The organism is Cupriavidus sp. DB3, assembly GCF_020418465.1.
GTDB lineage: Bacteria > Pseudomonadota > Gammaproteobacteria > Burkholderiales > Burkholderiaceae > Cupriavidus > Cupriavidus cauae.
Window position 1 is genome coordinate 47,687 of sequence record NZ_JAIZPL010000007.1, and the last position, 17,278, is coordinate 64,964.

The 17,278-nt window shown below is 67.1% G+C and carries 17 protein-coding genes and 1 tRNA gene; 3 read left to right on the plus strand and 15 right to left on the minus strand.

What is annotated here, in order from left to right; translation table 11 throughout:
• Positions 1-161: 161 nt before the first annotated feature.
• The 8 genes from rplT to K7G19_RS21220 all read right to left on the minus strand — a co-directional run bounded on the left by rplT (position 162) and on the right by K7G19_RS21220 (position 7,440).
• Positions 162-518, minus strand: a complete 357-nt coding sequence (gene rplT / locus K7G19_RS21185; RefSeq protein WP_006575465.1) for a 50S ribosomal protein L20 — start codon at positions 516-518, stop codon at positions 162-164.
• Positions 519-546: 28 nt separating this feature from the next.
• On the minus strand, positions 547-744 hold the full coding sequence (rpmI, locus tag K7G19_RS21190) for a 50S ribosomal protein L35 (RefSeq protein ID WP_006575466.1): 198 nt from the start codon (positions 742-744) through the stop codon (positions 547-549).
• A 162-nt stretch (positions 745-906) separates the two neighbouring features.
• Positions 907-1,428, minus strand: coding sequence for a translation initiation factor IF-3 (infC, locus tag K7G19_RS21195; protein WP_149319229.1), 522 nt, complete (start codon positions 1,426-1,428; stop codon positions 907-909).
• A gap of 41 nt (positions 1,429-1,469) precedes the next feature.
• Positions 1,470-3,377 carry a threonine--tRNA ligase gene (gene thrS, locus K7G19_RS21200; RefSeq protein ID WP_150082174.1) on the minus strand — a complete coding sequence of 636 codons (1,908 nt, stop codon included), beginning with the start codon at positions 3,375-3,377 and terminating at the stop codon, positions 1,470-1,472.
• Between the two features lie 327 nt (positions 3,378-3,704).
• Positions 3,705-3,781 (minus strand) — tRNA-Val (locus tag K7G19_RS21205).
• Positions 3,782-3,802: 21 nt separating this feature from the next.
• Positions 3,803-6,031, minus strand: a complete 2,229-nt coding sequence (locus K7G19_RS21210; RefSeq protein WP_226109059.1) for a bifunctional (p)ppGpp synthetase/guanosine-3',5'-bis(diphosphate) 3'-pyrophosphohydrolase — start codon at positions 6,029-6,031, stop codon at positions 3,803-3,805.
• A 99-nt stretch (positions 6,032-6,130) separates the two neighbouring features.
• Positions 6,131-6,493: a RidA family protein gene (locus tag K7G19_RS21215; RefSeq protein ID WP_149319232.1), complete on the minus strand. Its 363-nt coding sequence runs from the start codon at positions 6,491-6,493 to the stop codon at positions 6,131-6,133.
• A 56-nt stretch (positions 6,494-6,549) separates the two neighbouring features.
• Positions 6,550-7,440, minus strand: coding sequence for an alpha/beta fold hydrolase (locus K7G19_RS21220; protein WP_150082172.1), 891 nt, complete (start codon positions 7,438-7,440; stop codon positions 6,550-6,552).
• A 205-nt stretch (positions 7,441-7,645) separates the two neighbouring features.
• On the opposite strand from K7G19_RS21220, the gene K7G19_RS21225 reads away from it, so the two are divergent.
• Both K7G19_RS21225 and K7G19_RS21230 read left to right on the plus strand, forming a co-directional pair.
• Positions 7,646-8,422: a 3-hydroxybutyrate dehydrogenase gene (locus K7G19_RS21225; protein WP_149319234.1), complete on the plus strand. Its 777-nt coding sequence runs from the start codon at positions 7,646-7,648 to the stop codon at positions 8,420-8,422.
• A 22-nt stretch (positions 8,423-8,444) separates the two neighbouring features.
• A complete protein-coding gene (locus K7G19_RS21230) occupies positions 8,445-8,963 on the plus strand; it encodes a DUF411 domain-containing protein (protein ID WP_226109061.1) in 519 nt (172 codons plus the stop codon).
• A 22-nt stretch (positions 8,964-8,985) separates the two neighbouring features.
• On the opposite strand, the gene K7G19_RS21235 is transcribed toward K7G19_RS21230, so the two are convergent.
• The 3 genes from K7G19_RS21235 to K7G19_RS21245 form a co-directional block, all read right to left on the minus strand.
• On the minus strand, positions 8,986-11,046 hold the full coding sequence (locus K7G19_RS21235; protein ID WP_226109064.1) for a hypothetical protein: 2,061 nt from the start codon (positions 11,044-11,046) through the stop codon (positions 8,986-8,988).
• A gap of 477 nt (positions 11,047-11,523) precedes the next feature.
• Entirely contained in the window at positions 11,524-12,162 is a 639-nt protein-coding gene (locus tag K7G19_RS21240) for a CoA transferase subunit B (RefSeq protein WP_149319238.1), read from the minus strand.
• A gap of 18 nt (positions 12,163-12,180) precedes the next feature.
• On the minus strand, positions 12,181-12,882 hold the full coding sequence (locus K7G19_RS21245) for a CoA transferase subunit A (protein WP_226109066.1): 702 nt from the start codon (positions 12,880-12,882) through the stop codon (positions 12,181-12,183).
• Positions 12,883-13,055: 173 nt separating this feature from the next.
• On the opposite strand from K7G19_RS21245, the gene K7G19_RS21250 reads away from it, so the two are divergent.
• A complete protein-coding gene (locus K7G19_RS21250; RefSeq protein ID WP_226109068.1) occupies positions 13,056-13,601 on the plus strand; it encodes a PAS and helix-turn-helix domain-containing protein in 546 nt (181 codons plus the stop codon).
• Positions 13,602-13,659: 58 nt separating this feature from the next.
• On the opposite strand, the gene K7G19_RS21255 is transcribed toward K7G19_RS21250, so the two are convergent.
• From K7G19_RS21255 to K7G19_RS21270, 4 genes are all read right to left on the minus strand, one after another.
• Positions 13,660-14,073 carry a thioesterase family protein gene (locus tag K7G19_RS21255; protein ID WP_149319240.1) on the minus strand — a complete coding sequence of 138 codons (414 nt, stop codon included), beginning with the start codon at positions 14,071-14,073 and terminating at the stop codon, positions 13,660-13,662.
• A 126-nt stretch (positions 14,074-14,199) separates the two neighbouring features.
• Positions 14,200-15,228 carry a DctP family TRAP transporter solute-binding subunit gene (locus K7G19_RS21260; protein WP_149319241.1) on the minus strand — a complete coding sequence of 343 codons (1,029 nt, stop codon included), beginning with the start codon at positions 15,226-15,228 and terminating at the stop codon, positions 14,200-14,202.
• An 88-nt stretch (positions 15,229-15,316) separates the two neighbouring features.
• Positions 15,317-16,621 (minus strand): TRAP transporter large permease, encoded by a 1,305-nt coding sequence (locus K7G19_RS21265; RefSeq protein WP_226109070.1) that lies wholly within the window; start codon positions 16,619-16,621, stop codon positions 15,317-15,319.
• Entirely contained in the window at positions 16,618-17,223 is a 606-nt protein-coding gene (locus K7G19_RS21270; protein ID WP_149319242.1) for a TRAP transporter small permease, read from the minus strand. The genes K7G19_RS21265 and K7G19_RS21270 overlap by 4 nt, the downstream gene beginning before the upstream one ends.
• Positions 17,224-17,278 lie beyond the last annotated feature (55 nt).

The following is a 17,278-nucleotide window of genomic DNA, read 5'->3' on the forward strand; positions in this document are numbered from 1 at the left end:
GGCGATGAATGGTGTATGGCTCCCGGCCCCGCACACGGCAGGACCGGCAAAAAAAAACGGGACTCGATTCGGAGCCCCGTTTCGGCGACCCCTTGGCGGAGGCCGCTTTCGACCTTGCGGTCGGTGCATGCGCCCGGTCGCTCGCGCGACCGGAACCGGCATCAGGCAACGGCGGCTTTCACCTGGTTGACGATGGCGGCAAAGGCAGGCTTGTCGTGAATCGCCATGTCCGACAGCACCTTGCGGTCCAGCTCAATCGAGGCCTTCTTCAGACCGTTCATGAACACGCTGTAGGTCATGCCATGCTCACGCGTCGCCGCGTTGATACGTGCAATCCAGAGGGCGCGGAACACGCGCTTCTTGTTGCGACGATCGCGGTATGCGTACTGGCCAGCACGCATGACCGCCTGCTTGGCGATGCGATAGACATTATTGCGACGGCCGCGGTAACCCTTGGCAGCGTCGATGACTTTCTTGTGGCGGGCCCGTGCGGTGACCCCACGTTTGACTCGAGGCATGAAACTCTCCTTTCGTTTTCGTCAGGGGTTAGGCGTAGGGCATCATCGCGCGAACGGACTTCAGGTTCGTCTCATGGACGTCCTGAGTGCCACGCAGTTGACGCTTGTTCTTGGTGGTCTTCTTCGTCAGGATGTGACGCTTGAAGGCCTGGCCACGCTTGAACGAACCGTTCGGACGCGCAGTAAAGCGCTTGGAAGCGCTTTTCTTGGTCTTCATCTTCGGCATGAAAAACTCCAGCTCTATGACATGCATGCAGGTGGACGGCTGACGCCGACGCTTGCAAGACCCGCATCCACTTGTTTTGCACGGCGCCGCGAGCGGCCCGCGCTGTGTTCGCGCGTCGTCCGGGCGCACAACCGGCGCCCGCACGCCACGCAAAACCTTGGCTTACTTTTTCTTCTTGGGGGCCAGCACCATGACCATCTGGCGGCCTTCCATCTTCGGCATCTGCTCGACCTGGCCAAACTCCTCCAGATCGCTCTTGAGCCGCTCGAGCATGCGCGCGCCGATTTCCTGGTGGGCCATCTCGCGACCACGGAAACGCAACGTGATCTTGGTCTTGTCGCCTTCTTCCAGGAATCGCTTCAGATTGCGCAGCTTGACGTTGTAGTCGCCGTCATCCGTGCCAGGGCGGAATTTGACTTCCTTGACCTGGATGATCTTCTGCTTCAGCTTGGCCTCGTGGGCGCGCTTGGCTTCCTCGTACTTGAACTTGCCGTAGTCCATGATGCGAACCACGGGAGGAGCCGCGTTGGGCGCGATCTCCACCAGATCCAAGTCCTTGTCTTCTGCCAGCCGCAGTGCGTCCATGAATTTGACGATGCCCAGCTGTTCGTTATCAACCCCTACCAGGCGCACTTCGGGCGCGCTGATTTCGCGGTTGATGCGATGACCTTTGTCCGTAGCGATGTTCCGTTACCTCAAGAAGAAAAAAACAAGCCGTGCTCCCATCAGGCTTTGGTGGCAACGTCGTTGTTCAGACGCTCCACGAACGCGGAGACGGGCATCACACCCAGATCCACGTTGCCACGGGCACGCACGGCCACTTGATTGGCATCCCGCTCCTTGTCGCCGACCACGATCAGGTACGGCACCTTCTGCAGCGAGTGCTCGCGGATTTTATACGTAATTTTCTCGTTACGCAAATCCGCCTTGGCCCTAAACCCTTGTTTTTGCAGCAGTTGCACGACGTTTTCCGCATATTCCGCCTGCGAATCTGCAATATTCATCACCACAACCTGCTCCGGGGCCAGCCAGGCCGGCAGCGCGCCGGCGTGGTTTTCCAGCAGGATGCCCAGGAAGCGCTCGAACGAGCCCAGGATCGCCCGGTGCAGCATCACCGGGCGCTTGCGCGAGTTGTCCTCGGAGACGAACTCGGCACCCAGACGCTCGGGCAGCACCAGATCGAGCTGGAGCGTGCCGCACTGCCAGGAGCGGCCGATCGCGTCCTTGATGTGGTACTCGACCTTCGGGCCGTAGAAGGCGCCCTCGCCCGGCAGTTCCTCCCACTGCACACCGCAGGCGCGCAGCGCCATCCGCAGCCCTTCCTCGGCGTGATCCCACACCTCGTCGGAACCGGCGCGCTGCTCCGGGCGCAGCGACAGCTTGACGGCCACATCCTTGAAGCCGAAGTCGTCGTAGACCGAGAAGGCCAGGTCGTTGAAGGCCTTGGCCTCGGCAACGATCTGCTCTTCCGTGCAGAAGATGTGGGCATCGTCCTGCACGAAGCCGCGCACGCGCATCAGCCCGTGCAGCGCGCCGGACGGCTCGTTGCGGTGGCAGGAGCCGAACTCGGCCAGCCGCAGCGGCAGGTCGCGGTACGAGCGCAGGCCGTGGTTGAAGATCTGCACGTGGCCCGGACAGTTCATCGGCTTGATCGCGTAGTCGCGCTTCTCCGACTCCGTGACGAACATGTTTTCCTTGTAGTTCTGCCAGTGGCCGGACTTCTCCCACAGCGAACGGTCCATCACCTGCGGCGTGCGCACTTCGCTGTAGCCGGCCTCCGTCAGCCGGCCGCGCATGTACTGCTCGACCGCCTGCCAGATCTGCCAGCCCTTCGGATGCCAGAACACCATGCCGGGCGCCTCTTCCTGCAGATGGAACAGGTCCAGCAGCTTGCCCAGCTTGCGGTGGTCGCGCTTCTCGGCCTCCTCCAGCATGTGCAGGTAGGCGTCCTGGTCTTCCTTGCGGGCCCAGGCCGTGCCGTAGATCCGCTGCAGCATCTCGTTGTTGGCGTCGCCGCGCCAGTAGGCGCCGGCCACCTTCATCAGCTTGAAGACCTTGAGCTTGCCCGTGGACGGCACGTGCGGGCCGCGGCACAGGTCGACGAACTCGCCTTCGCGATACAGGCCGATTTCCTCGCCGGCGGGAATCGACGCGATGATCTCGGCCTTGTACTTCTCGCCCATCGACTCGAACAGCTTGACCGCCTCGTCGCGATCCCACACCTCGCGCGACACCTTCTCGTCCTTCTTCGCCAGCTCGGCCATCTTCTTCTCGATGGCGGCGAGGTCTTCCGGCGTGAAGGGACGCTTGTAGGCGAAGTCGTAGTAGAAGCCGTTCTCGATCACCGGGCCGATCGTGACCTGCGCGTCGGGATAGAGCGACTTGACCGCGTAGGCCAGCAGGTGGGCCGTGGAGTGGCGGATGATGTCGACGCCCTCCGGATCCTTGTCCGTGACGATGGCCAGCGACGCGTCGCGGTCGATCAGGTAGCTGGTATCGACCAGGTTGCCGTCGACCTTGCCGGCCAGCGCGGCCTTGGCCAGGCCGGCGCCGATGCTCTGCGCGACCTGGGCAACCGTGACGGGTTCGGGGAACTCGCGGCGGGAGCCATCCGGCAGCGTGATTGCGATCATCTTGGACCTCTTACAGGGAATCCGCCGGCAAGGGTCGTTGCCTCGGGCGGATGAATATTTCTCGACTGGCCGCCCCGCACGGGACCGGGCGACCGGCAGCTTATCAGGGTGCTGGCAGGCGACAGGCGAAAAAAAACGCGGCCAAGGCCGCGTTTTTCATAATTTCACCCAATCGATCGACCCGATGTTCCGGGCGACCTGGGACGAAGACGCACCTCGACCTACTGTCGCTTGTCAGCGGTAGTAGTTCGCGGTGTCATAACCATGGCGTCTGGATGTCCTTCGGTGAAATGTCTGGGTGCTGCTGTCTTCGGTACTGCAATTCGTTGGTAGGCTCGATTGGACTCGAACCAACGACCCCCACCATGTCAAGGTGGTGCTCTAACCAGCTGAGCTACGAGCCTAGCGAAGCCGCAAGTATAGCATCACTTTCTTTGAGCCTGCAACACCCCGGACACCTCTTCGATCAATCCCAGCGCGCGCTGCAGCTGCGTGGCCTCCGCCACCTCGGCGGTGAACTGCATCCGCGCCACGCCCTTGCTGCTGAGCGTCTTGACCCCGGTGACGTTGATCTTCTCGCGCGATAGCACCTCGGAGATATCGCGCAGCAGCCCCTGGCGGTCGATCGCCTCGACGTGGATCGTGACCGGATAGACCGCGTCGCTCTTCTTGCCCCATTCGGTCTGGATGATGCGCTCGGGCGCGCGCGCCGCCAGCTGCTGGAAGGTGTGGCACTGGCGCCGGTGGATCGACACGCCGCGTCCGCGCGTGACGAAGCCGACGATGTCGTCGGGCGGCGCCGGCTTGCAGCAGCGCGACATCTGCGTCATCAGCGAATCGACGCCGACCACCAGCACGCCGCTCTTGGCGCCGCGCGCGACGCTGGTGGCGCGGCTCTTCTTGGTGACCGCCTCTTCCTCGCTGACCTGCGGCGCGCCCTCGCCTTCCGGATGGCGCAGCGCCTGCTCCACGTGGCGCAGACTGAACTCCTCCTTGGCCACCGCCGCGTACAGCTCGTCGGGCGTCTTGAAGCCCAGCCGCGTCGCCAGCACGTCCAGGTTGACCGCGGTCTTGCCCTCGCGCTGCAGCGTCTTGTCGATCAGCACGCGGCCCTGCGCGATGGTCTCCTGCGAATCGAGCGCGTTGAACCAGGCGCGCACCTTGGCGCGCGCCCGCGAGCTGGCCAGGTAGCCGAGATCCGCGTTCAGCCAGTCGCGCGACGGCCCGCCCTGCTTGACCGCGACGATCTCGACCGTCTGGCCGTTCTTCAGCGGCGTGTTCAGCGGCACCATCGCGCCGTCGACGCGCGCGCCGCGGCAGCGATGCCCCAGGTCGGTATGCAGGTAGTAGGCGAAGTCGACCGGCGTTGCACCTTGCGGCAGTGCCACCACGCGCGCCTGCGGCGTCAGCACGTAGATATGGTCGTCGATTGCCGCATGCTTGAGCTGCTCCCACGGCGACTCGTCGTGCGCCACCGTGTGGTCGGCATCGTCCTTCCACGCCAGCAGCTGCCGCAGCCAGGCGATCTTCTCGTCGTAGCTCTCGTTGGCGGCGAACTGCCCGCTGTAGCCCTTGCCCCCGGCCTCCTTGTAGCGCCAGTGCGCGGCCACGCCGTATTCGGCGAAGTGGTGCATCTCGTGGGTGCGGATCTGCACCTCGAAAGCGCGTCCGTCGTCGCCGATCACCACCGTGTGCAGCGACTTGTAGCCGTTGGCCTTGGGGCGCGAGATGTAGTCGTCGAACTCGCGCGGAATCGGCTGCCAGACGTGGTGCACGATGCCGAGCACCGCATAGCAGTCCTTGATGTCGTCGACGATCACGCGGAAGGCGCGCACATCGTAGAGATCGGCGAAGTCCAGATCCTTGCCGCGCATCTTCTTCCAGATGCTGTAGATGTGCTTGGGGCGGCCGCTGACCTCCGCGCGGATGCCCGCCGCGGCCAGCTCGCGCTGCAGCCGTTCGATGGCCTGCGAGATATAGCCCTCGCGCTCGATGCGCTTCTCGTCGAGCAGCCGCGCGATGCGCTTGTAGGTGTCCGGCTGTTCGAAGCGGAAGGCCAGGTCCTCCAGCTCCCACTTCATCTGCCAGATGCCGAGCCGGTTGGCCAGCGGCGCGTAGATGTCCAGCGTTTCGCGCGCCACGCCCGGCAGCGGCGCGTTCTTGGTCTGCGCGAGCCAGCGCAGCGTCTGCAGCCGCGAGGCCAGGCGCACCAGCACCACGCGGATGTCCTGCGCGAAGGCCAGCAGCATCTTGCGCAGCGCCTCGACCTGCTCGTGGCGCGCCTGCGCCTCGTTGCGCGAGGACGGCGCTTCGACGGTGTCGCCGCGATTGACGGCGATCGCGCCGATGCGCAGCAGCTGGCGCACGTCCTTGACCAGGCGCGCGACCTCGTCGCCGAAGCGCTCCGCGATCTCGCCCTCGGTCTCCGGCACGAAGGCCGCCACCGGAAACAGGCAGGCGGCGGCGCGCGCGGCGTCGTCGATGCGCAGGCCGTCGAGGATGCGCAGCATCCCCTCGGCATGCGACAGCACGCTCTCGCCGGTGGGCAGCGCCACCGCCTCGCCATGCTCGCGCGCATACGCCAGCGCCTGCTCGACCAGGCCCGCGTCCGGCGTGCCGGCAATCTGCCCGGTCGCGTCGGTGGACGTCACCATGTCACCACTTCCCCTGCTGCCCCTGCCACGCCATTCAGATCAATGCGCAAATCAATGCGCGATTCAATACGCGAATCAATACGCCTTGCCGCGCGGCGCTCAACTGAGCGCCGCGGTGACCACCACCTCGATCCGGTACTTCGGATTGGCCAGCTTCGCTTCGACCGTCGCGCGCGGCGGCGTATTGCCCTGCGGCACCCATTCGTCCCAGACCTCGTTCATCGCGCCGATATCGGCGATATCGGTCAGGAAGATCTGGCACGACAGGATGCGCGTCTTGTCGCTGCCCGCCTCGGCCAGCAGCCGGTCGATATGGCCGAGCACCTCGCGGGTCTGGCCGCGGATATCGGCCTCCGGATCGACCTCGGGCACCTGGCCGGCCAGATAGACCACGCCGTTGTAGACGGCATATTCGGAAAGACGTTTGCCCACATGGGCGCGTTTCAATGCGGTCGTGCTCATCGTTCGTTGTATGGATGCAGCCTGCGCTGCTCTGGGTTATTGGCGCGGCGCGGGGCTCAGGCCCCGGCCGTGCCGACAAAGAATTCGCGCGCGATCGCGATCTGCGCCGGATCGACGAAGGTCGGCGCATGGCCCACGTCCGGCACTTCGACCGAGCGCACCTGCTTGCCGCGCGCCACCATCTCGGCGACGGTCTCGCGCGTCAGCAGGTCGGACTGCGCGCCGCGCACCACCAGCACCGGCACCGCGATCGACTCGAACATGCGCCACATCGCGGCCTCCCCGGCGGTGGCCATCTCGGGCGTGGTCTCGCGGAACGGCACCGCCAGCGCCGGATCGTAGTGCAGGCCCCATTCCAGGCCCTCGGCGCCCTGCACCGGCTTCAGGATCGCGCCGTTCAATTCGCGCCACTGCTCCGGCGTATGGCGGCCGAACGAGGCGCTGATGGTCTGCAGGTACGCCAGGCCTTCCTCGAAGGTCTTGAACCGGACCGGCAGCCCCAGGTAGGAGCCGATCCGCTCCAGCGCCGAGGCGGCGATGCGCGGACCGACGTCGTTGAGCAGCAGCTTGCGCACCGGGCTCTTCGGCAGCGCGGCCAGGCCCATGCCGATCAGTCCGCCCATCGACGTGCCGAACCAGTCCACCTGCTCGACGTTCAGCCGCGCAATCAGCGTCACCATGTCGGACACGTACTGCGGCACGATGTAGCGGCGCGGATCGGCGAGCCAGTCGGAGCGGCCGCGGCCGGCCACATCCGGGCAGACCACGCGGTATTCGCCGCTGAACGCGCGCGCGATCTCGTCGAAATCGCGGCCGGTGCGGGTCAGGCCGTGCACGCACATCAGCACGCGCGGATTGGTGGGGTCGCCCCACTCGTGGTACGCCATGCGGTGCAGGCCAGCGGGGCTGATGCACTGCACGAAGCCGAGGCGCGGACTGGCTGACATCTTGACTCCCTGCGCGAGGAACGCGAATAAGGCGCGGCAATGGCGCACGACGAAAACCGCGACACATGAGCGTCGCGCATGACGCCGCGGCAGCGGCGCCGGCTGGGCAAAGCCCGATTGTACGCCAGCGCTACAATGCGACAGCAACGACGACCGTGCCGCGGCGGCACGGCGCATTGCACCCCATTTCTCCACGGAGGCTCATATGCTGAAGGGCAAGACGGCGCTGGTGACCGGTTCGACCAGCGGAATCGGTCTGGGCATCGCCCAGGCGCTGGCCGCGCAGGGCGCGCATCTGATCGTCAACGGTTTCGGCGACGCCGACGGCGCCAGGCGCCAGATCGAGCAGGCCGGCAGCGGCATCCGCGTCGGCTATCACGGCGCCGACATGAGCAAGGCCGACGAGATCGAGGACATGATGCGCTATGCCGACAGCGAGTTCGGCGGCGTCGACATCCTCGTCAACAACGCCGGCATCCAGCATGTGGCCAATATCGAGGACTTCCCCATCGAGCGCTGGGACGCGATCATCGCCATCAACCTGACCTCGGCCTTCCACACCACGCGGCTGGCGCTGCCCGGCATGAAGCGCAAGGACTGGGGCCGCGTGATCAACGTCGCCTCGACCCACGGCCTGGTCGCCTCGGCGCAGAAATCGGCCTATGTCGCCGCCAAGCACGGCATCGTCGGGCTGACCAAGGTCACCGCGCTGGAAACCGCGCAGACCGGCGTCACCGCCAATGCGATCTGCCCGGGCTGGGTGCTGACGCCGCTGGTGCAGAAGCAGGTGGAGGCCCGCGCCGAGCGCGAGGGCATTCCCGTCGAGCAGGCCAAGCGCGAGCTGGTGCTGGAGAAACAGCCCTCGGGGCAGTTCGTCACGCCCGACGAGCTGGGCGCGCTGGCGGTCTTCCTGGCAAGCGATGCCGCGCGCCAGGTGCGCGGCGCGATCTGGAACATGGATGGAGGCTGGGTCGCGCAGTGATGGCGCGCCCTACGGACAAGCGATGAAGCGAAGAGACGTTCTGAAAGGCCTGATCGGCGGCGCCGCCCTGTCGGCCGGCCTGGCACCGCTGGCCCGGGCCGCCACCCCCGCCCCCGCCGCGCCGACCACAAAGGCGGCAGCGGCAAAAACCCCGATCGAGGTCTACAAGAGCCCGCTGTGCGGTTGCTGCGACGGCTGGGTCGCGCATCTGCGCGAGCATGGCTTCGCGGTCAAGGTGCACGACGTCGAGGACACCGGCGTGCACCGCGCCCGCCTTGGCATGCCGGAGCGTTTCGGCTCCTGCCACACCGGCGTGGTCGAGGGTTATGCGATAGAAGGCCATGTGCCCGCCGAGCAGATCCGCAAGCTGCTGGCGGCCCGCCCCAAGGCGGTCGGCCTCGCGGTGCCCGGCATGCCGATCGGCTCGCCGGGCATGGAGCAGGGACCGCGGGTCGATCCCTACTCGGTGCTGCTGGTGCGCGCCGACGGCGGCGCGTCGGTGTTCGCGCGTTATCCCGCTCGCCCGGCGGCGCAGCACTAGACCGCCTGGACAAGCACGCGGCTCAGCTGCCTGGCGCCCCGGCGGGCAATGGCGGCTGCGCCGGCCGGTCCCCTGCACGGTGGGTCGCCAGGGCTTGCTCCACGTCGTCGCGCAACGCGGTTGGCAGTGCTGTCAGCAGGCTGCCCAAAGCGGCGACGGCCGAGCCGCGCGCCTCCGCCTCCAATCCGTCCAATGCCTCGCGTAACGATGGCCACAGCGCGCGGAACTGGGTTTCCGTCGGTATGTCGCCCACGCCCAGCGCGAGAATCATTCTGCGCACGATCTCGGCGCGATAGGGCTGCAACGGCTCGCCGGGAACCGCAAAGCGCTGCTGGTCATCGGCCAGCGCGGGCAACTGCTCGAGGACCCAGCCCTTCGCCTCGGGGCTGCGATGCGTGGCAATCACCGCCAGGACCCCTGCGCGCCGCGCCAGCGGCAGGCGCTGCACGATGTCCGTCGCGAACTGCCGCAGCATCCGGCTGGCGTCCCCCTTCAGAAACCCCGCGGTGGACATCGCGTTCACCACGAAATCCGGGCAGGCGAGAGGCGGCCATTTCGATGCGAGCGCGATCAGCACCTGTGCCCGCCTCTGCTGCTCGTCTGCGTCTTCCCCCATCACCCTGAAGGCAAGCCCGCCCAGCAGCGGCCCACCGAGCGCGGGCGGCAGCACCGCGGTCTGCTCCAGCAGGACCCAAAACCCTGTCCGCGAGTGAGGTGCCGATATCGTTTGCATCAGCACGGTCGCGCGGTCCTCGACGGGCAGCGCATGGGCAGCTTCCGTGAAGCGCATCCACAGCGCCGCATCCTCCGAAAGCTGCAGCGCTTCCCCCCACTTCGTCAGCGGCCCGACGCGCAAGGACGCCGGCTTCAACGCATCGATGTGCTGCAGCCCCAGCAGGAAGCGATCGCGCGCGATGTCATCGTGGGGCTCGACGCCTGGCATGGTGACGAACAGATGGGAGTACTCGGTGAATAGCGCCGCCTGGGTCGCGGCGTCCAGTTCGGCGGCTTCGGCGAAGCATCGGTCGATCGAGATCGCCTGCCGGACCGACCACATCGGGTGCATGACCGGGCCCGCCTGCCCGGCTGCCGCTGCCAACAGCTTCTCCGCCCTGAACCCCGCATAGAGCGCTGTCAGCTGCGCCATGCGGCGGGACCGGTCGGCCGATGGCACGTTCCCGCCGCGCAGCCAGCGGTGCAGCACCACGGCCACGAGCAGGGGCCAGTGCCCGCCTTGGAGCGCGGCCCGAGCGGTCTCGAGCATGGCATCCCAAACCACCAGACGGGACTTCGCCCCGCCCCCGGCCTCCACCACCAGATTCAGTTCATCGACCAGCTTGTTCAGCACCCATGCCTGGCAGGGTGCCGGCATGCCGTCGCTGGTGCGCAGCGCGCGGACCCGCTCGATCACGGCTAGCGCCAACCCTTCGCTCAGTTGCCCATGCCGCGCGGCGACATGAACGAGCGCCTCCAACAGGCGGCTCGCGCCCTGGGGCGGCAAGGCATCGGCGGTCGCCATCCATTGCTCGAAGCCCGCGGGCGTCGTTGCCGGGCAGAAGGACTTCAGACACTGTCCCAGCACCTGGCCACGCATGCTTGATGGCAATTGTTCGGCCAGCGCCAGCATGCGTCGCTCCAGTTCCGGATCGCGGGGGAGCTGCGCGGCCAGCGCGACCAGCGGCCCGGCTTTCTCGGCGGCGGGCAACCGCGCGATCTGATCGATCAGTTGCACCGACAGCAACCGCGAAACGCTCCTGAAGCGCGGAATCCGCTCCACCACGCCGCGCAGCAGGATGCCGCGTTGCTGCGCCGGTTCGCCGGCGAGGCTGCCAAGCAGCCCGGCGAGCCGCTCGCTCGAATGGGTCCAGCGGATCGTGGCATACAGGCGGTCGAACCGGCGCAGTGGCGCCAGCAAGGCGCGCATGTGCCGGTCCGCGCCGGCAAGCGCGCGCCGCGACGGCGCATCGAGAAGGCCCACGATATGCATCAGGGAATCGCCGGGCAACAGGCGGATGGATGCCGTGGCGTCGGGCGCGGCGGCAGATGGAGAAGCGGACGCGGGCTGGGTGGGGATCGGCAGCATGCCCGATACGGATGGATCGGCATGCGCAGCACCCGTCCGGGTATCGGCGCCGGGCGCTGCCGGAGCAGCGGGCGAAATGGCAGAGGAAGATTGCAGGGGCATGATGGCAGGGACCGGGAGTCGGGAGTGGGAGTCGGGACCGGGAGTCGGGAGTCGGGAGTCGGGAGTCGGGAGTCGGGAGTCGGGAGCCGGGAGCCGGGAGCCGGGAGCCGGGAGTCGAGAGTCGGGAGTCGGGAGTCGGGAGTCGTTGGGCGTGCCGGCACGCGGCACGGCCGCACTGTGGTCCGGATCCCCTCCCCGCGCTTTTGGTCCCCAAGAATCCTTTCGCTTTCGGCGGCAGCGCCATGGCGTCCGCGCCGGCCCCGATGGCACGCCCCCCCGCGCGGCCCAAAAACAAAAAGCCCCGCCTCGATACGAGGCGGGGCTTGCTGCCCGGCTGACGCCGGTCGCGCCGACGCGGTCGCGTGGACCGAGCCCTTACAGCAGCGGCACGCCGGTCTTGCTCTGGATTTCCTCGCGGCTGACGCCCGGTGCGGTCTCGACCAACTTCAGCCCTTCGGGCGTGACGTCCATCACGCCCAGGTCGGTGATGATCCGATCGACCACGCCCACGCCGGTCAGCGGCAGCGTGCAGGCCTCCAGGATCTTCAGGTCCTCGCTGCCGTCCTTCTTCTTGGCGGTATGTTCCATCAGCACCACCACGCGGCCGACGCCGGCCACCAGGTCCATCGCGCCGCCCATGCCCTTGACCATCTTGCCCGGGATCATCCAGTTGGCGAGGTCGCCCTTCTGGCTGACCTGCATCGCGCCGAGGATGGCCAGGTTGATATGGCCGCCGCGGATCATCGCGAACGAGTCCGCCGACGAGAAGATCGACGAGCCCGGCAGCGTGGTCACGGTTTGCTTGCCGGCATTGATCATGTCCGCGTCGACCTCTTCCTCGGTCGGGAACGGACCGATGCCCAGCAGTCCGTTCTCCGACTGCAGCCAGACCTCGACGCCCGGCGGCACATGGTTGGCCACCAGCGTCGGCAGGCCGATGCCCAGGTTCACATAGAAGCCGTCCTGCAGCTCGCGCGCGGCGCGCGCCGCCATTTCATCACGTGTCCATGCCATGATCTGTCTCCTTGATCGTCAGGCCGCGGCACGCACGGTGCGCTGCTCGATGCGTTTCTCGGGATGGGCGTTCAGCACGAGGCGCTGCACGAAGATGCCCGGGGTGTGGATCTCGTCCGGATCGAGCTCGCCGATCTCGACGATCTGCTCGACCTCGGCGACGGTGACCTTGCCCGCCATCGCGCACATCGGGTTGAAGTTGCGCGCGGTGCGGCGGTAGATCAGGTTGCCGGCCTTGTCTGCCTTGAAGGCCTTGACCAGCGCGACGTCGGCGGTCAGGGAGCGCTCCATCACGTATTGCTCGCCGTCGAATTCGCGGATCTCCTTGCCCTCGGCCACGATGGTGCCGACGCCGGTTTTGGTGAAGAAGGCCGGGATGCCGGCGCCGCCGGCGCGCAACTTCTCGGCCAGCGTGCCCTGCGGCGTGAATTCGAGTTCGAGTTCGCCGGCCAGGTACTGGCGTTCGAATTCCTTGTTCTCGCCGACATAGGACGAGATCATCTTGCGGATCTGCCGCGTGGCCAGCAGCAGGCCCAGGCCGAAGCCGTCGACGCCGGCATTGTTCGAGATGCAGGTCAGCCCTTTCGCGCCGCTGTCGCGCAACGCTGCGATCAGGGCTTCCGGGATGCCGCACAGGCCGAAGCCGCCGACCGCGATGGTCTGTCCATCGCGGACCACGCCGGCAAGCGCCTCGGCGGCGCTGGCGTAGACCTTGTTCATATCGTCTCTCCTTCCTCGATGATGTTCCCGGACGAGGCGGCGACGCCGCTCGCGGGTAACGTTACAATCGCTACGGCCGCGCCGGGCGGGACCCGCGCGCCGGCCGTCGACAGCGCTCCAAAGGATACGCAAGCCCCGCGGCGGACGCCAGTACGTAGAAATACATAAGGACAATGCCTGCCATCGACTATCAGACCGCCTTCCAGCTGGCGCCGGTCGGCCTCGTGCTCTCGCGCGAGCGCAGGATCGAGGATTGCAACGACGAGGTCTGCCGCATCTTCGGCACGACGCGGGAGGCGCTGATCGGCCAGTCGTTCCAGGTACTGTACCCGACCGCCGACGAGTTCGCGCGTACCGGCGCGCGCATCGTGCCGATCATGAACGCGCGCGGGCTCTATTCCGACGAACGGATCATGAAGCGGGCCAACGGGGAATTGTTCTGGTGCCACGTCACCGGCCGCGCGCTGGACCGGCAGCAGCCGCTGGGGGCCGGCATCTGGAGCTTCGAGGACCTGTCGCAGAAGCGCCCGGTGACCGCGCAACTGACGGCGCGCGAGCGCGATATCGCGGCCCAGCTGGTCGAGGGCAAGACCAGCAAGCAGATCGGCAAGTCGCTATCGATCAGCCCGCGCACCGTCGACATCTACCGGGCGCGCCTGATGAAGAAATACGGCGCGCATACGGCGGTGGACCTGGTGCAGCGGCTGGTCAATCATTGAGGTTGCTCCCCTCTCCGACAAGCGGGATGGGAGAAAACCGACCCCGTAGCCGGGTCCCTCAGCTCTCCAGCAGCGTCCGGATCGCCGCCGGCAGCGGCACCGATTTCTCCGCCTCGTAGTCGCACCAGACCACCTTGGCGCCGCCATCGGCGAACACGGTGTCGGCGTTGGTGTCGTCGTCATCGCAGCGGCGGATTTCCGTGCGCGTCTCGAAGCTGCTGCGGCCCAGTTCGCCGGCGAAGACGCGGCATTCGATCTCGCCCGGATAGCGCAGCTGGCGGCGGAAATTCATATGGGCGTTGACGATCACCGGCCCCTGCCCGTTCTCGTCGCGGCCGTTGCAGCCCAGCGATTCGAACCACGAGATGCGCGCCTGCTCCAGGTAGCGGAAATAGACGGTGTTGTTGACGTGGCCCATCGCGTCCATGTCGCCCCAGCGGATCGGCATGCGCAGCGTGAAGACGTGTTTCATCGCGTGTGGTTCGGGGTTGCCGTGTGGTTCGGGATTGTGGATCGGGAATGTGGATCAGGGTTGCCGCGTCGCCCACGGCAGCCGGCCGTTCCCGCGCGCGGGGCGCGGGAACGGTTCACGCCCGCATCAGCGCTTGGCGATGGCCGCCTCGGCCTTGCCGACCAGGTCGGCGCCGATCTGCTTCTTCCACTTGTCGTAGACCTTGGCGGTCGCCTTGCGGAAGGCGTCATGCTCGGCGGGGCTCAGGTGCGTGACCTTGACGCCGTGGGCCTCCATCTCCTTCCACGCCGGCGCGCCCGGCTCGGCCAGGCCCTTGCGGGCCAGCGCCACTTCCTGCTTGCCGGCATCGATCGCCGCCTGCCGCACGATCTCGCGATCGGCCGGCGTCCAGCTTTCCCAGATCTGCTTGTTGACCACGAAGATCAGCGGATCGGCGACATAGCCCCAGGTCGTCACGAACTTCTGGCCAACGGTGTACAGCTTGGCGGCGGCAAACACCGACTGCGGGTTCTCCTGGCCATCGACCGCGCCCGAGGCCATCGCCGGCTGCGCGTCGGCCCAGCTCATCTGGGTCGGATTGGCACCCAGCGCGTTGAACGTGTCGATATACAGCGGCGAGCCGACGACCCGCAGCTTCAGGCCCTTCAGGTCCTCGGGCTTGCGGATCTCGCGCTTGGAGTTCGACACCTCGCGGAAGCCGTTCTCGCCCCAGGCCAGCGGCACCACGCCGGCCTTCTCCAGCGTGGCGAACAGCTGCTTGCCGACCTCGCCCTGCGTCAGCGCGTCGAGCGCCTTGTAGTCGGGCATCAGGAACGGCAGCGAGAACAGGTTCAGCTCGCGCACCTGCGGCGACCAATTGATGGTCGAGCCGATCGCCATGTCGATCACGCCCTGGCGGATCGCCGAGAATTCGCGGGTCTGGTCGCCGGCCACCAGCGAGGTGCCCGGATAGAGCTTGATATTGATGCGGCCGTTGGTGCGCTGGCGGACCAGGTCGGCCCAGATCTCGCCGCCCTTGCCCCAGGGAAAGGCCGGGCCGAGCACCAGCGACATCTTGTATTCGGACTTGTAGGTCTGCGCCATCGCACCGGCGGGCGCGAGCGCGGCGGCGGCGATGGTGGCGGCCATCGACAGCATCAGGACACGGCGTTTCATGAGTCAGTTCTCCTCTCGGGAATCGTTATTTGGACTGAATGGACCGAAGATCAAGCAGAAATACGGGGGCGGCAGCGAACCTCGCTACTCAATAACCGAGCTTCGCCGGCAGCCATGTCGCCAGCGGCGGGAACGCCAGCACCAGCAGCATCGCGCCGAACATCGCCAGCAGCAACCACACCACCCAGGGCACGGTCTCTTCCATGCGCACGCGGGCGATCCGGCAAGATACCATCAGGTTCACCGCCAGCGGCGGCGTGAACTGGCCGAGCGCGACCTTGAGCGTCAGCACCACGCCGAACCACACCGGATCCCACTGGAAGGCATTGGCGATCGGCAGCAGCAGCGGCACGAAGATCAGGAAGATCGAGATGCCGTCGAGGAACATGCCGACCGTGATCAGCAGCAGCACGATCAGCGCCAGCACGCCGTATTCGCCGACACCGGAATTGGCGATGGCATGCGCCAGGGGATCGATCACGCCCAGCGTCGACAGCGCGTAGGCGAAGATGCCGGCCAGCGCCACCACCAGCAGGATCACCGACGAGGTCTCCGCGGCCTCGCGGAAGATCACGTACAGGTCCCGCAGGCCGATCGAGCGGTAGACCACCATGCCGACGAACAGGCCGTAGACCACCGCGACAACCGCGGCCTCGGTTGGCGTGAACCAGCCCGCGCGCATGCCGCCCAGGATCAGCACCGGCGCGAACAGTCCCCAGGCTGCCTCGCGCAGGCTTCGCCAGAACGGCGGCCGCGGCAGCGAGGCCTCGGCCGCGCCCATCCTGTGCTTGCGCGCCAGCCAGACCGCGGGCACGATCAGCGCGATGCCGGCCAGCACGCCGGGAATCATGCCGGCGGCAAACAGCGCCGGCACCGAGGCACCGGGCACCAGCACGCTGTAGACGATGAAGGCGACCGACGGCGGAATCAGGATGTCGGTGGCCGCGGCGGCGCCGACCACGGCGGCGCTGAACGAGCCCGGATAGCCGGCGCGCGACATCGCGGCGATCATCACGCCGCCGACCGCGGCGGCGTTGGCCGGCCCCGAGCCGGAAATCCCGCCGAGGAACATCGCCACCAGGATCGCCACCAGCGGCAGCATGCCGGGCCCGCGTCCGACCACGGCGATCGCCAGCGTGACCAGCCGCTGCGCGACGCCGGAGCGGTCGAAGATCGAGCCGACCAGCACGAACATCGGAATCGCCAGCAACGGGTACTTGGCCAGGCCCGCGTAGAAGTTCTGCGGCACCGCCAGCAGGCCGAACATCTGCGTGTCGAGATTGGACAGCCCGATCGCCGCCAGGCCGCCGAGGCCGAGCGCGACGCCGATCGGCACGCCGAGCAGCATCAGCACGATGAAGACGGCAAACAGCACGATGGCGATCAGCGTCATGGCTGGCGCTCCCCGCCGTCCTGCACGCGCTGCGCATGCAGGGCCTTCAGCGCCCGCAGGTTGCGGCCGGCCAGCGCCAGCGCACGCAGCGCGATGCAGGCCGACAGCAGCGGCAGCCAGACCGAGTACCACCAGCTGGGCACGCCGATGCCCGGCGAGGTCTCGCCGTAGGTGTATTCGTCCCAGGTGATACGCGCGCCGAGCACCGCCAGCGCGACGAACATGATGGCGACGGCGACCGCCGACACCACCGCCAGCCGGCGCTGGCGTGCCTCGCTGCCGCGCTCGAAGAAGAATTCGATGCGGATATGCCGGTCGCGCGCGACCGCGGCGCTGCCGCCGACCAGCGCCAGCACGATCATCAGGAAGACCGAGAATTCCTCGGTCCAGGCGAACGACTCATCGGTCAGATAGCGCACCGCGACGTTGGCGAACGTGATGATCACCAGCAGCATCATCACGACGATGCCGATCCAGTCTTCGATGCGGGGGCTGATGCGGAATTCGGCATCCGCTGCCTGGTCCACGGGTTCGGTGATCAAGGCCGAATCGACCGCGTGCTGTGGCGCGGCGTCGCGCCGTGCCTGCTCTTGCTGCTCCATCTCCCCGGCCTCCGGTCCGGTCTGCCGGGCCTGCAGGACCGCGGCAGCTGCTGCA